General features: G+C 68.6%; 9 protein-coding genes and 1 tRNA gene. 4 read left to right on the forward strand and 6 right to left on the reverse strand.

Annotated elements, in window-relative coordinates; genetic code table 11:
- Positions 1 to 157 precede the first annotated feature (157 nt).
- The 5 genes from OXF11_21755 to OXF11_21775 all read right to left on the reverse strand — a co-directional run bounded on the left by OXF11_21755 (position 158) and on the right by OXF11_21775 (position 5,161).
- Positions 158 to 2,467, reverse strand: a complete 2,310-nt coding sequence (locus tag OXF11_21755; GenBank protein ID MCY4489714.1) for a xanthine dehydrogenase family protein molybdopterin-binding subunit — start codon at positions 2,465 to 2,467, stop codon at positions 158 to 160.
- A 12-nt stretch (positions 2,468 to 2,479) separates the two neighbouring features.
- The gene (locus OXF11_21760; protein MCY4489715.1) at positions 2,480 to 2,959 is read right to left on the reverse strand and encodes a (2Fe-2S)-binding protein; all 480 of its coding nucleotides are present in this window, start codon (positions 2,957 to 2,959) and stop codon (positions 2,480 to 2,482) included.
- A 131-nt stretch (positions 2,960 to 3,090) separates the two neighbouring features.
- Positions 3,091 to 3,966, reverse strand: a complete 876-nt coding sequence (locus tag OXF11_21765) for a xanthine dehydrogenase family protein subunit M (GenBank protein MCY4489716.1) — start codon at positions 3,964 to 3,966, stop codon at positions 3,091 to 3,093.
- Positions 3,966 to 4,466 carry a sulfopyruvate decarboxylase gene (locus OXF11_21770; protein MCY4489717.1) on the reverse strand — a complete coding sequence of 167 codons (501 nt, stop codon included), beginning with the start codon at positions 4,464 to 4,466 and terminating at the stop codon, positions 3,966 to 3,968. Before OXF11_21770 ends, OXF11_21765 begins: the two co-directional genes overlap by 1 nt.
- 92 nt (positions 4,467 to 4,558) lie before the next feature.
- On the reverse strand, positions 4,559 to 5,161 hold the full coding sequence (locus OXF11_21775) for a thiamine pyrophosphate-dependent enzyme (protein MCY4489718.1): 603 nt from the start codon (positions 5,159 to 5,161) through the stop codon (positions 4,559 to 4,561).
- 474 nt (positions 5,162 to 5,635) lie between these two features.
- On the opposite strand from OXF11_21775, the gene OXF11_21780 reads away from it, so the two are divergent.
- From OXF11_21780 to OXF11_21795, 4 genes are all read left to right on the forward strand, one after another.
- Positions 5,636 to 7,963: a molybdopterin guanine dinucleotide-containing S/N-oxide reductase gene (locus tag OXF11_21780; GenBank protein ID MCY4489719.1), complete on the forward strand. Its 2,328-nt coding sequence runs from the start codon at positions 5,636 to 5,638 to the stop codon at positions 7,961 to 7,963.
- Positions 7,964 to 7,990: 27 nt separating this feature from the next.
- Positions 7,991 to 8,085: transfer RNA gene (locus OXF11_21785), tRNA-Sec, on the forward strand.
- A 41-nt stretch (positions 8,086 to 8,126) separates the two neighbouring features.
- Positions 8,127 to 9,359 (forward strand): MFS transporter, encoded by a 1,233-nt coding sequence (locus tag OXF11_21790; protein MCY4489720.1) that lies wholly within the window; start codon positions 8,127 to 8,129, stop codon positions 9,357 to 9,359.
- A 157-nt stretch (positions 9,360 to 9,516) separates the two neighbouring features.
- Entirely contained in the window at positions 9,517 to 10,608 is a 1,092-nt protein-coding gene (locus OXF11_21795; protein ID MCY4489721.1) for a Gfo/Idh/MocA family oxidoreductase, read from the forward strand.
- Positions 10,609 to 10,682: 74 nt separating this feature from the next.
- Here OXF11_21795 and OXF11_21800 read toward each other — a convergent pair whose 3' ends face one another.
- The gene (locus OXF11_21800) at positions 10,683 to 14,672 is read right to left on the reverse strand and encodes a fibronectin type III domain-containing protein (GenBank protein ID MCY4489722.1); all 3,990 of its coding nucleotides are present in this window, start codon (positions 14,670 to 14,672) and stop codon (positions 10,683 to 10,685) included.
- Positions 14,673 to 14,683: the final 11 nt, after the last annotated feature.

Below are 14,683 nucleotides of genomic sequence, written 5' to 3' on the forward strand. Positions count from 1 at the left end.
CAGGGGTGGTGTGGCGGGAAAACGCCGCTGTAGTGCCCCTCCACTGCCCCTGGATTCCCGCTTCCGCGGGAATGACGTTGTGTAGGGTCTTTGCCTCGCGGGTTTTGACACAGTCTGGAAAGCGGGAATCCAAAAGGCGTGTGGCGGGGAAACACACCTACGCTGACGATCGCTCCGCCGCGTCCATCAACTCCAGCAGGTAGCCGGGCTTGAGCGGCAGGCGCGTCACCTCCACGCCGAGGGCGTCGGAAACCGCGTTGGCCAGGGCGGCGCCGGCGGCGGTGATGCCGCCCTCCCCCGCTCCCTTGACCCCCAGAGGGTTGTGCGGCGACGGAAAGTCCTCGGTGGAGATGAACTGCCCGCGGGGCACGTCCATGGCGGTGGGCAGCAGATAGTCCATGAAGCTCGTGGCCTGGGGCTGGCCGTCCTCGTCAAAGACGAACTCCTCCAGCAGCGCGCCGCCGATGCCTTGGGCCAGGCCGCCGGCCATCTGCCCCTCGACGATCATGGGATTGACCTTGCGGCCCACGTCCTCCATCACCAGGTAATCGAGGATCTCGACCGTGCCGGTCTCGCGGTCCACCTCCACCACCACCACGTGGACACCGTAGGGGAACGGCCGCTTGTCGGTGGCGAAGAAATCCTCCTCCGAGATGCCGGGCATGAAGCCCCGGGCCAGCGCCGGTCCGGGCAATGCCAGCCTCGCCAGGGCGGCGAAGTCGAGACTGCGTTCCGGCGCGCCCCGGACGCTGATGCGGCCGTCCGCCAGCACCAGATCGCCGGCGTCGATCTCCAGCTCCGCGGCGGCCAGCCGCAGAAGCTTCTCCTTGACCTTGCGGCACGCACCCACCGCCGCGCTCCCGGCCATGACCGTGGAGCGGCTGGCGTTGCTGCCGTTACCGTAGGGCACCTTGGCGGTGTCGCCGTGCACCACGCGCACGTCTTCGATGGCGACGGACATCTCGTCGGCGACGATCTGGCTCAGGGCGGTGGCGATGCCCTGCCCCACCGAGTTGATGCCGCTGTAGAGCACCACGCCGCCGTTGTTGCCGACCTCCACGCGGGCGTATTCCCACGGTCCGATGCCGCTGGTCTCCACGAAGCAGCCGATGCCCACGCCCATGGCCCGGCCTTCCGCGCGCGCTTCCTCACAGCGCCGTCGCAGATCCTCGTAGCCCATGTGGCTCAGAGCCGCTTCGAGTTGCCCCGGCAGGTCGCCGCTGTCGTAAACGTTGTAATGGTACGGGTTCCTGCCCAGGTCGTAGGGCATCTCCTCCGGGCGGATCATGTTGCGCCGCCGCAACTCCGCGGGATCGAGCCCGAGGCGATGGGCCGCCATGTCCACGAGCCGTTCGCGCACGAAGTTGGCCTCGTAGCGGCCGGGGCTCCGATAGGTGCCCACCGGGGTCTTGTTGGTGAGCACGCAATGGATCTGGCAGCGATAGTTCGGGATGCGCAGCGGCCCCTGCAACATGGCGGACGACGAGACGATGGGCACGCCGCCGTGGGTGCGCGTGTAACCACCCATGTCGAACAGGATCTCCGCGTCCATGGCCACCACCGTGCCGTCCTTGCGCAGCCCCAGGCGCACCCGGTAGGACTGCTGCCGCGAATGGTTGGTGGCCTTGAGGTGCTCCGAGCGATCCTCGATCCAGCACACGGGCAAACTAAAGTGCATGGCGGCAAAGGGGATCAGGAAGTCCTCGGGGTAGAACTCGCCGCGGGCGCCGAAGCCTCCTCCCACCGCCGGCTCGATGAAGTGGATGGCGCTCTGGGGCAATCCGCTCAGCTCCGAGAGGATGCGCCAGTTGGTGTGGGTCATCTTGGTGGGGCCCCACACCGTGAGCATGCCGCGGCTCTCGTCGTACTCCGCCACCAGGCCACGGGTTTCGAGCGGGACCGCGGCATGACGATTGGTCTCGAAAGCTTGCTCGACGATGAGGTCGCATTCGGCCAGCGCACGCGTCACGTCGCCCGTCTCCACCTGGAACCCGGCGGGCTCGTTTCCCGGCACCGCGTCGTGGAGCCGGGGCGCTTCCGGTCCCATGCCCGCGCGCGCGTCCGTCACCACCGGAAGCTCCTCGTAGGCCACCTCCACCAGCTCCAGCGCGTCCTCGGCGACGTAGCGGTCCTGGGCCACGACCACGGCCACGGGCTCGCCCACGTAGCGCACCCGGTCGGTGGCGATGGGGATCTGCTGCGAGCGTTCCAGACCGGGCAACTGGCCGGTGCGCATGGGGATGGTCTTGAGGCCCGGCATGTCCGCGGCCGTGAGCACGCCGACGACGCCGGGCAGCGCCAGCGCCGCCGTCGCGTCGATGGCGCCGAGGCGGGCGTGGGCGCGGCTGCTGCGCAGGATGGCCGCATGCACCATGCCCGGCCGGCGGATGTCACCGACGTACTTGCCGATGCCCCGAAGCAGCGGCACGTCTTCCCTGCGCTTCACGTTGGTACCGATGTACGCCATGGACCTTCCCGCCTATCGTTCCGAGAGCATTTCCGCCGCCTCGCGGATGGCCGTCACGATATTCCGGTACCCCGTGCAGCGGCACAGGTTGCCGCTGATCCACTCGCGGATCTCCGTCTCATCGGGGTGGGGATTCTCGCGCAGCAATGCCCGCGCGGTGAGCAGAATCCCCGGCGTGCAGAACCCGCACTGCAACCCGTGGCGCTCCTGGAACTTCTCCTGGAGCGGGTGCAGCGTCTCCGCGTCGGGCGCGAGGCCCTCCACCGTATCGATCCGCGCTCCGTCGGCCTGCACCGCGAACATGAGGCAGGAGCGCACGGGGTCGCCGTTCAGCAGCACCGTGCAGGCGCCGCACACGCCGTGCTCGCAGCCGACATGGGTGCCGGTAAGGCCGAGGTCGTCGCGAATGAAATCACTCAGCAGCTTGCGCGGCTCGGCTTCGCCGCTAAGCTCGGCGCCGTTGATCCGTAATGCGATCTTCCGTTTGCTCATGATTTTCCGTCGTGGCCCGGCAGCTCCGGCTCCGGAGACCTGATTTCGGAGACGTGACACGGCCCGGTTTGCAACTCACGCCCACAACAGCCGGTCCAACCATTCGTCCTTGGCTCAGCCATGCGACCGCCTCACCCCGGCTCCGACGCCGCGGCGCGCTGCGCCGCACGCGCCAGCGCGCGCCGGGCCAACGCGGCGCACGCGCGGCGGCGGTAGTCGGCGCTGGCGTGGATGTCGGAATCCTGCTCGACGCCTTCCACGGCGCGGCGCGCGGCCTCGCGGAAAAGCGCATCCGACGGCTTCTCTCCCAGCACCGTCGCCTCGGCGTCGTGGGCGCGGATGGGAGCGGAACCGGTGAGCGTCAGGCGCGCACCGCTCACCGCTCCTTCCCCGTCCAGCGTCACGAGCGCCGCCGCTCCCGCCAGCGCGAAGTCGCCGTACCGGCGGCTCACCTCCTGAAACGATGCGCCGGTTCTCGCGGCCACCGCCGGCACCCGCGCCTCCGCCAGCATCTCTCCGGGCTCCAGCACCGTGGCCATGGCGCCGAGAAAAAACTCCTCCGCGCTCACGGCGCGCTCGCCGCCGCTGCCCCGCAGCACGAGGTCCGCGCCCAGGGTCACCATGGCCACGGGCAGCTCCGCGGAGGGGAAGGCGTGGGCGAGGCTGCCGCCCACGGTGCCGCGGTTGCGTATCTGAACGTGGCCGATGTATCCGGCGGCCTCGCACAGCAACGGCCAGCCGGCGCCCACTCCCGGCGCACGTTCGAGCGCGCGCTGGCGCGTCATGGCGCCGATGCGCAACTCGCCTCCGTCCACCGAGAGGAAATCCAGCTCGGCCACGCGGTTCAGGTCCACCAGATGCGCGGGCCGGGCCAGACGGAAGTTCATCAGCGGCACCAGGCTCTGGCCGCCGGCCAGCACTCGCGCCTCCTCGCCCAGTGCGGCAAGCAGGTCCGTGGCCTCGGCCAGGGTCGCGGGATCGTGATACTCGAAGGACGCGGGTTTCATCAGAAAAAGAGCCTCGGCGGAAACAGGACCGCGACGGGCGCCTGCATGGCATTCATGGAATGGACCGCGTCGACGATGGCGTGGCGCAGGTCGCCCGGCTCGTTTACGACGCTGTACTGGATGCGCAGGCTCTGAAGCAAGGGCTCCGTGGCCCAGCCGAAGGGAACCGAGAACCAGCGCTGATCGCCGAAACCGCCGCGGTAGCTGATGAGCAGCAGCATGGGCACCCCGAAGGCCGCGGGCCCGCGCAGCAGCGCGTAGCAGGACAAGGCAAAGCCGGTGTTTTCCATCAGCAGGGCGGGCCGGGCGCCGCCGATCCAGGCGCCCATGCAGATGCCCACGCCGTCGCTCTCGTTGGCCACCTGGATGTAGCGGATGTCCGTGTCGGCCTCGACCCGCTGGTACAGTTCGAGAAACGCCGAGTCGGGCATGCAGGCCATGAAGTCGATGCCCGCCTCGGTGATGCTCCGATGCGCCTCGGCGGCGATGTCGTCCCTCACCTGCGGTCAGCCTCTCTTCCAACGGACGAGGCCAGGGCGCGGCTGGATCGCTCGCCCCCGGGAGCCGTTCACGTTGGTGGTGCTTGGCACGGTCATGGTTTCGCCGGCGCCAGGATCGGACGCTGCCGCATGGCCTCGATGCGCCGCACCAATCGGTACTTGTTCTCCTGCCCGTCCATGCTCGGCCCCTCGCCTCTCGTCCCCAGCTCGATCTTGGCCGCAAGGAACGCCGGCCCCGGCATCGAGAAGAGCCGCTCCAGGGCCGCGGCGACACCGTCGTCGTCCGTGACCGTGTCGGCGTGCGGAAAGCCGGCGGCTCGGGCCATGGCGCCGAGGTCGGCTCCGGCCGCGGTCTGGCTGGGAGCGCCGCCGCGGCTGCCGAAGAGCTGTTCGTTGTCGAAGGCGATGACGCGCAGGTTGTCCGCGCCGGACGCGGCCGCCACCGCCAGGATGCTCGGGCCGAGCAGCAGGCTGCCGTCCGTGTCCAGGGCGACGACCTTCGACTCGGGCAGCGTCAGCGCGAGCCCCAGGCTCACCTGGGTGACCATGCCGAGCCCCACGAGGTAGAGGTTCTCCGGGCGGTGCACCACCTGGTAAGTATCCGCCGTGGTGCCCGCCAGGGCCGCCACCACGATGTCGCTCTCGGTGAGGTGATTCCGTAGCCGCTCCAGCACGGCCCGCCGCTGCACCTTCATGGCGCTGGATTGTAGTCTCGCCCGATGGGAAATACCAGTCACCCGGCCGCGGCGGGGTAAGACGGGGAATACGCCCGTTCACCCCTCCCCACCCATGGATTCCCGCTTCCGCGGGAATGACGGCAAGGGGCGTCAGCACGGTTCCGTATCCGAGCGGAGTTTTGACACAGCGGAGCCTTGAGACAACCCTGGTTTGAGGGCATCCCTGTTTCAGGGTATCTTCCAAAGCTGTCGGACGAAGGGGAGCACGGCCCGCGCCTTGCGGCGCAGCACACTAGTGTGGTGTCTGGTTAATTCGCATAATAATATGCGGAGGATTTTTCGTTGTCGGCAAGGCGCGATGACTTGTAGGGGCGACCTGCGGTCGCCCCCCAGTGGCGGGTACCACGCGAGGAAGAGTAACGCAGCCGACGGCGAAAAAGACCCGCAGATTATTGTGCGAATTAACCAGACACCACACTAGGAGTACCGGAAATGAGCCATACGAACTCCCGGCGCGTTCAAACGTCCCTTCACTGGGGCGCCTACCAGGTCGAGGTCCAGGACGGACGCATCGTGGCCGCGCACCCGTTCGCGGAGGACCCGGACCCTTCGCCCATCGGGCGGTCGATCCCCGACGTGGTGCACCACCCCTGCCGGGTGGCGCAACCCATGGTGCGGCAAGGTTGGCTGGAGCGCGGACCCGAGCATCACGGAGGCGGCCGCGGCACGGAGCCGTTCGTCCCCGTGAGCTGGGACGAGGCGCTCGACCTGGTGGCCGGGGAGCTGCGGCGCGTGCGCGATACGTTCGGGAACGAGGCTATCTTCGCCGGCTCCTACGGCTGGGCTTCCGCGGGCCGTTTCCATCACGCCCAGAGCCAGCTTCACCGCTTCATGAACCAACTCGGCGGCTATGTCCGGTCGGTCAACACCTACAGCTACGCCGCCGGGGAGGTCATCATCCCCCACGTCTTCGGCTACGACTGGAACTCCGTTCGCGACGGCGCCACCTCGTGGCCGGTGATCGCGAGGGATACGGAGCTGGTGGTCAGCTTCGGTGGCATCCCGCTCAAGAACACCCAGGTCAGCGCCGGCGGCCTGGGCAAGCACACGACGCGCGGCTGGCTGGAGCTGTGCAAGAAAAACGGCGTCGCGTTCGTGAACGTCAGCCCGGCGCGGGACGACGCCGCGGACTTCCTCGCGGCGCAATGGCTGGCGCCGCGCCCCAACACCGACACCGCGTTGATGCTGGGTCTGGCGCACACGCTGGTTCGGGAAAGCCTCCACGACCAGGCGTTCCTGGAGACGTACTGCACCGGGTTCGAAGCCTTTCGCGCCTACCTCATGGGCGAACGGGACGGGCGCCCCAAGGACCCGGAATGGGCCGCCGCCCTGTGCGGTATTCCGGCGAACGCCATCCGCGACCTGGCTCGACGCATGGCGGCGAAGCGCACGCTCATCACGGTGAGCTGGTCACTGCAGCGGGCCGACCACGGCGAACAGCCCTATTGGGCGGCCGCGGTTCTGGCCGCCATGCTGGGGCAAATCGGCCTTCCCGGAGGCGGCATCGGCTACGGCTACGGCTCCACCGGCTCCATCGGCAATCCCGTGCGGTCCATCGGCGGGATCACGCTGCCGCAAGGCGCGAACCCGGTCAAAGCCTTCATCCCGGTGGCGCGCATTGCGGACATGCTCCTCCACCCCGGGGAACCGTTCGATTACAACGGCCGGCGGCTGGAGTATCCCGACATCCGTCTCGTCTACTGGTGCGGCGGCAACCCGTTTCATCATCACCAGGACCTCAACCGGCTGGTGGAAGCATGGCAGCTTCCCGAGACGATCATCGTCCACGAGCCTTGGTGGAACGCGCAGGCGCGGCATGCCGACATCGTGCTTCCGGCCACCACCCCGCTGGAACGCAACGACATCGGCAGGCAGGCGTCCGACCCCATCGTCTTCGCCATGGGCCAGGCCGTTCCTCCGGTCGGCGAGGCGCGGAACGACTACGACATCTTCTCCGGACTTGCCGAATGCTTGGGATTCGAGGAAGGCTTCACCGAGGGCCGGCTGGAGAGCGACTGGCTACGGCACCTTTACGACGGGCTGCGAAGCTCCTTCATCCGCGAGGGCATCGAGTTGCCGGCCTTCGATGCGTTCTGGAGCGCCGGCCACATCACCCTGCCGACGGAGGGCGACGAGAAGGTGCTGTTCGGCCGGTTCCGGGAGGACCCCGCCGCGCACCCGTTGCCGACCCCGTCCGGACGCATCGAGATCTTCTCGGAAGCCATCGCGGGCTTCGGCTACGACGACTGTCCCGGCCATCCGGCGTGGATCGAGCCGGGGGAATGGCTGGGGGCGGAGCAGGCCCGGCGTTACCCGCTCCACCTCATCTCCAACCAGCCCACCACGAGGCTGCACAGCCAGCACGATCCGGGAGCGGCGAGCATGGCCAACAAGGTCCAGGGCCGTGAACCGCTGCTGATCCACCCCGCCAGCGCCGCCGCGAGGGGGATCGAGGACGGCGGCGTGGTGCGCGTGTACAATGATCGCGGCGCCTGTCTGGCCGGCGTCCGCTTCACCGACAACATCTCGCCCGACGTCGTCGTGCTCGCCACCGGCGCCTGGTACGACCCCGAGGCTCCCGGCGGATTGGAGCGGCACGGCAACCCCAACGTCCTGACCCTGGACAAGGGAACCTCGCGCCTCGCCCAGGGTCCCATCTCCCAGACGGCGCTGGTGGAGGTCGAGGCGTTCGAGGGGGAATTGCCGGAAGTGCGGGCGTTCACTCCGCCCGCCCTTGCGCAACCCGCGGCGAACAAATAAGAGCCTCATACGGAGATGCCCGCAAATGGAGAAGGAAGGTGCCCGGTGGTGCCGCTGGTCTTCAAAACCAGTCTGAGGGCCGTAAGGTTCTCGGAGGGTTCGACTCCCTCCCTTCTCCGCCATCCCTCGCGGGGACGCGCATGAGCCGCGCCGGGAACACGCCATGAACACCTCCGCCGACCCTTCGGCGGGCGCGCCGGATACCGCGGCGCCGGAACCGTCCCGCGGCCGCGTGCTCGGGCTGCTGACCATGGGCCACGGCGTCACGCACATATTCCAGGGAACCATGAACGTGTGCCTGCCGCTGGTGGTGCGCGACTTCGGCATCTCCTACACCGACATCGGCGTGTTGCGTTCGTCGCAACGGGTGTCCCACATCCTGAGCATCACCATCGGCGGCCTGGCCACCGACCTGCTGCGCGACCGCAGGGGCGTCCTGCTGCTGTCGCTCCTGTGGCCTTCCCTGTTCGTTTCGCTCCAGGGGTTTTCCCCGACCTTCTGGGTCTTCGGCGCCCTGGTGTGCGTCCAGGCCCTGTTGGGCGGTTTCATGTGGCACGCGCCGGCGCGCGCGGTGGTCGGCGAGAAGTTCCCGGAACGCATGGGTTTCGCCCTTGGAGTGCATGCCATGGGGGCGAACGTCGGCGCGGCCGTGGCCCCTCTGGTCGTGGGCGCGCTGCTCACCTGGATCACGTGGCGCACCGCCTACCTGTTCCAGTTCGTGCCGGGCGTCGCCATCGCGCTCTTTCTCTGGGCGGTGCTGCCGCCTTTGCGGCACGACGCCACGGCGCGCAACCGCTCCGCTTCCTATGGCCGGGCCCTGCGCGGCGACATCCTCACCAACCTTCCGCTGATGGGCGTGACCCTGGTGGCGTCGCTTCGCTCCATCGGAGAGAACCTGGTGCCGACCTTCCTGCCGCTCTACCTGGCGAGGGACCTGAACGAGGACATCGTCACGGTCGGTATCTACCTCGCGTGTCTCGCCTTCGTCGGCACCATCTTCGCGCCGGTCATCGGACACCTCTCCGACCGCTTCGGACGGAAAGTCACCATTTGCCTCTCGCTTCTCACCGGAGGCCTGCTCATCGGCTCCATTCCGTTGATACCCGGTGGGTGGTTGCTGCTCCCGGTGGTGTCTCTCGGCGGGATGGCGCTCTTCGCCGTGGGACCCATCATCCAGGCCGCCGGGCTGGAGCACGCGCCCAGGGACATCTGGGGCGCGGCCCAGACCTTCATGGACGTGGGGCGCTCGGCCCTGTCGCTGTTGTTCCCGCTGGTGGCTGGCGCCGTGGCGGACATGTACGGACTGCGCTACACGTTCTACCTGTTCGGCGCCATCAACCTGGTGGGCGCGTTCACGATCCTGGTGGTTCCCACCGCACGCACGCGGGCGCGGTAGGACCCAGTGTCCAAACTCATAACACGACTTCGGAACGTCCCTCCCGCGGAACAGGCGGTATCAAGACTTTTGACACAGAGCCCCTTCGACTCGTCATTCCCGCGGAAGCGGGAATCCAGGGGTAGGGAGAGGCAACCAATCTCAAGGAGGAGGATTCATGACCGCCGTGAGAATCGGAGTCATCGGGGGCGGCTTCGGCACCCAGCACCTGCAAGGATACGGCGCCACCGAGGACGCGGAGGTGGTGGCCTTCTGCCAACGGACGCCGGACAAGGCGGAGGCGACGGCCAGGGCATTCGGCGTGCCCCACGTGTACACGGACTACCGCGAACTCCTGGCCCACCCCGACCTCGACGCCGTCAGCATCGTCGCGCCGCCGCACCTCCACGCCGAGATGGTGGCGGCGGCCCTCGAGCAGGGACTGCACCTGCTGTGCGAGAAGCCCCTGGCCATGGACGCCGCCCAGGCGGAGACCATGCTGTCCCGGGCGGAAGCCGCCGGGCGCGTGCACATGACCGCGTTCAACCACCGCCACATCCCGGCGCTGGCCTACATGAAGGAACTGCTGGATGGGGGTTACGTGGGCGAGCGCGTGTACCACGTGGAGAGCCGCTGGTTCAGCGAGAACCGCGCCACGCCGGGCATGACCCACTATTGGCGGCACCAACGGGAACTGGCCGGCTTCGGCGTGATGGGCGACATCGGCGTGCACGTGGTGGACCGGATCCGCTGGCTCATCGGCGAGTTCGAGAGCGTCTGGGGCCAAGCCGACACCTTCATCCCGGAGCTGCCCGACGCGAGCGGCACGGCGCGTCCGGTAACGGTGGAGGACAGTTTCACGCTCCTCGGACGCCTGGCGGCGGGCGCCTCGGCGTGCGTCCGCCTGAGCGCGGTGGCGCGCAAGAGCAACTACCAGAACCTCGAGGTCTACGGCGACGCCGGCATGCTGCGCTTCGTCTTCGACCGCAACGTCAAGGGCTGGGTGCGCGGCCAGCTCTGGGGCGCCCGCGGCGGCACGCGCTCACCCGAGGCGTTGGAAATCCCCGACCGCTACACCCAAGGGCTCGACGACTCCGACCCCCAGCGCGCCCAGGGAGAGTTCATCTTCGCCAAGCTCACGCGCGACTTCGTGGACGCCATTCGCAACGGCACGTCCGCCACACCGAGTTTCGCCGACGGCCTCGCCGCCCAGCGCGTGCTCGACGCCGCGCTGCGCGCGGCGGACGAAGGACAGTGGGTCCGGGTGTAAGGCCCCCCGATGGTCGAAGGACGCACCCATCCCGCTTGCCTCCCGAGTCGCCCGGGCCGGCGGACTGTGCGCCCCTACCAGTGCGCATTCAGTCTGAGCCCGACCCGGTGCTCCGGCCTTCGATCTCCCCTCACGGGCTCGTGCTGTGTACCCTCAAGCCTCAAGGCGAAGCCGGCGGCCGAGCGCGTTACCAGCGAAAGCCGCCAGCCGAGTCCATATTCGCGCATCGTCTCCGAGAGCGCGATCCCGACCTCCGGCGTTCCCGTGAAGCGATGGCCGAACACGGGAAGTCCATAGCCGAGTCTCGCCTCGAACCGGGGGCGCAGGTCCGCGCCGTTGTCTTCGGCGGCCAACGCCTCGATGGCCCCGCGTGAGAGCAGTGCATCCATGCCGCCGTCGGCCCTGGATCCCAGCGTCTGACGCATGCTGAGCGTCGGCCCGAGATCCGAAGACGGATCTCGATCCCAGCTCACGGAGCCCGCAATCCCGAACTCGCGGAAGGTCCCGTCCTCGTGGGTCACGAGCGTCCGCCCACGCAGGTCCACCGCCAGCCCGCGTGCCGGATCGGACCAGGCCACCCCGGCGCCGATGTCGGCACCGAATCCGGTCTCGGCGTCGCCGCCATCGTAACGGACCCCGACCTCCAGGCTCGGCACGAGTTGTCCGCCTTCCGCCTCACCCACGCGCCAAGTCCCCTCGATGCCTGCCCTGAGCCGAGTGACCGCCGCATTTGCCGCCACCAGTTCTCCCGGCTCCGCGTTCGAGCCCGTGTGGGCCAACAGCCCATCGGCCTTCACCGCGAGCTCCGGCCCCCCGCTCGCGGGCATCCAGACCACGCCGCGCCCGCCCGCGGCGGCCATGAACAAATCCATGTCCGTCTTGGCCGTGTCCGCCCCCGCGGGCGCAAGCTGCAACTCGCCCTTCCCATACCCGGCTACCCCCCAAACCGAGAGTCGCTCGCTCAACGCGTAACGCCCGTACGGGTAGAAGCCGGTCAAGCTGCTCTCCAACGCGCCGTTCCCCTGCGGTGAACGGTAATCGCCCTCCCCACGGGAGTGCGCGAGCAGCATGCCTGCCGTACCGCGCTCGCCCCACCAGTCGACCCCGAGCATCCCGCTCAAGACCTCCCCACTCAGCGTCATCTCGTCGTCGTCCCCATCGAAGCGGGACAACACGCCCCGGCCCCACAGGGAACCGAAACCCGTGCCCTGCTTTCCGCCCGTCAGCGTCAGTGATGTCCCCGCCAGCAAGTCCCTTTCGGTAATCCGGCGCCATCTCGACGACTTTCGGCCTTCCACAACATCCTCGCCCCGGAACCAGGACGCGAGCGACTCCATGCGCTCCCGCGCGTCCGCCTCCGAATCGCGGCCGCCTCCTCCGATGACCAAGCCTGCAAACCGGCCTTCCAACCCTGCGTTCCTCGGCGCCGCCATCCGTGCCGCCACCGCCTCCACCACCTGCTCCGCCACCGTGCGCCCGAACCGGCCGACCCAGGCGCGCTGCACCGTCCCGCTCCCCAGGATCGTCCCGGCCGCTTCACCGTCCTCGATCTCCGCTCCCGATGCGTTGGAAAGAACCAGCGTCAGGGTCTCCGCCCCCTCCATCACTTCATCCGCCAGCACCGCCACCGTCAGCGTCTTCTCCGTCTCTCCCGCCTCGAACACCAGGGTGCCGGAGGCTTCGACGTAGTCCTCTCCTGGAGTCGCCGTGCCCGCCCGCGTGGTCCAGTCCACCGTCACCGGCCCGGACACCGCCGGCTCCAGGGCCACCCGGAACAACAACGTGGCACCCTCGTCCGCGCGCGCATCGGCTACCCGCAACACCGGCATCCGCTCCTCCTCCGGCGGTTCGGGCTCCACCGGCGCTTCGGCCTGTCGCGTGACCGTCACCGAGTAGGATCTCTCGGCGGCGCCGTCCGGAGCCGTCACCCGCACCTTGAAGACGGTCTCGCCCACGGCCAGGTCCACGTCGAGGCCCGCCGTCGCGGTATCCGCGTCCGCCAGTGTTCGGTCATCCTTGTCCAGATACCCCACCTCGGCAGTACCGTCGGCGGCGACCGCCGTCACGGTGACGCGGGAAACCGCGTTGGCGACGGCCGCGGTGTATTCCGTCGTGGATGCGGCGAAAGCCGGGGCGAGGGCAACGGCGTCGCCGTTCAGGTCCACGAGTGTCAACGTCATCAGCGTATCGTTCGGCCGTGTCACTTCATCTTGGGCGTAGAACACCGCGAATGGTGACGTCACACTCACCGTACCGCACACCTTCCCACCCTCCACATATTGATTCGTGATCGTGAGCGCTTCCCAGTTGGTGCCGTCGAAGCGATACAGCATCGGGATTCCGGGCACGTTCGGGTCATAACTCAGGCATACCACGGTCCCGGAAGGCACCCTGATTTCCGCCACCGGCTGGTCTTCGGGCGCATCGCTGCCCGATGGGGCCGGGGCATTCCTGGCCCGTTCGTCATCGGACAACGCCACCTGCACGTGGACCGTCTCCGCCGACGCCGTTTCCGGAAGCTCCACGGTCAGCTCGACTCCGCTCAGGGGGCCCCTGTTCACCGAGACCTCCAACCGGTCGGAGTCCGCATCCTCCGTGACCTCGATAGTGCCGCCGCCCAAGTCGCCCGTGGTGAGCGTCACCTGCCCCGCGGCACGGGTCTCGACCTCCACGCTCGTCATTTGGGGAACGTCAAAGCTTGCCGGTGCAACGACCTTCGCGGTCGCCGTGCCGGACGTCGGCGTCGCCGTGCCGCTCACGGCCGCTCCCGCGCCGCTGGCGTTCACCGCACGCACCTGGAACGTGTGCACCGTCCCGTTGTCCAGCTCGCCCACCGTCACGCGGGTCTCATCCGCCTGATCGGCCCCGGCGTCTTCGCTGTCCTGGACCTCCGTCCAGTCCGGCGACCACGCCACCGCGCCCTCCTCTCTCGCCCGGTACTGGAGCCTGGTCACCGTTCCGCCACTGTCACCCGACGGCAACTCCCACGACAGCGCCACCTCGCGGTCCCGGGGTGTCAGCACCAGGTTCCGTACCGCGGCAGGAACTTCGTCGTCGTCCACGATCGTCACCACCGACCCGCATGCGGCATCGCCCGTGGTTTGCGGGCACGCGCTACCGTTCGCCCGCACAAAATGTATGCGCCCGGGCAGCCCGGGCATCGCCGCCACGTGTACCCTGAATGTCTCGTCGTCCTCCTCCGCCGCATCGTCCACGATCGTCAGGGCCACCTCCTTGCGCGCCTCCCACTCATTCCCCGCGGCCATGAAGTCGGCGGCGGCGATGGCGACCCTCTCGGACACGGGTGCGAAATCCGTACCGCTTGCCGCGCCCCCGCTCACACCACTCGACAACAGCACCACCGTAAACCCTTGGTTCGGCAGTGGCAGCCCCTCGGCCGTCCGCGCCACCACGACCACCCGCGCATCCGTCACCTCCTCCCCGAACCGATACGACCCGGCATCCAGCCGTACCGTCAACGCGGGGCTCAGCACGACCATCCGCGCGCTCGCCTCCCCTGGCGTACCTACCGCGTAGCCGTCCCCGGTCGTCACCGTCGCCGTCAGATCCCCCGCCTCCACCGCTCCGCCACCGCCGAACCGGAACTTCTCGAGCCGAAGCACCGCCGCGGCAGACCCCGCCGCGAACGTCACCGTCTGATCGAGGTCCGCCTCCCCGAGGTAGGAATGCTCCTGAGTCAGCGTCACGTTCGCCGTCAACGCCTCATCCGTGCCCCCGGTGCGCATCAGGTTGAACACGACGTCGTCGATCTGGAATCCGTACTCGCTCGCCCCCGCCGCTACCGTCACCGTCGTGCCCGACGACGGCGTCCCCGTCCCCTTCACCGCCTCCCCCGCACCGTTCCCGTTCACCGCACGAACCTCGAACGTATGCTCCGTACCGTTCTCCAGGTCTGTCACCGTCACCCCGGTCTCATCCCCCGCGGACTCCGCCTCGTCGGCCCCGTCCGCGATGTCCATCCACTCCGACCACGTATCCTCCCCGTCATCGCTGACCCGGTACTGAAACTTCGTCACCGCCCGTCCGCCGTCGTCTTCGGGCAACTCCCACGACA

The sequence above is a fragment of the Deltaproteobacteria bacterium genome, from assembly GCA_026712905.1.
In the GTDB taxonomy this organism is placed as follows: Bacteria; Desulfobacterota; Binatia; order UBA9968; family JAJDTQ01; genus JAJDTQ01.

Bases quoted from the DNA above. Each gene is read 5' to 3' on its own strand.
- OXF11_21755 (MCY4489714.1), bottom strand. From the start codon at position 2,467: ATGGCGTACATCGGTACCAACGTGAAGCGCAGGGAAGACGTGCCGCTG.
- OXF11_21775 (MCY4489718.1), bottom strand. From the start codon at position 5,161: ATGAAGGTGCAGCGGCGGGCCGTGCTGGAGCGGCTACGGAATCACCTC.
- OXF11_21780 (MCY4489719.1), top strand. From the start codon at position 5,636: ATGAGCCATACGAACTCCCGGCGCGTTCAAACGTCCCTTCACTGGGGC.
- OXF11_21795 (MCY4489721.1), top strand. From the start codon at position 9,517: ATGACCGCCGTGAGAATCGGAGTCATCGGGGGCGGCTTCGGCACCCAG.
- OXF11_21790 (MCY4489720.1), top strand. From the start codon at position 8,127: ATGAACACCTCCGCCGACCCTTCGGCGGGCGCGCCGGATACCGCGGCG.
- OXF11_21765 (MCY4489716.1), bottom strand. From the start codon at position 3,966: ATGAAACCCGCGTCCTTCGAGTATCACGATCCCGCGACCCTGGCCGAG.
- OXF11_21760 (MCY4489715.1), bottom strand. From the start codon at position 2,959: ATGAGCAAACGGAAGATCGCATTACGGATCAACGGCGCCGAGCTTAGC.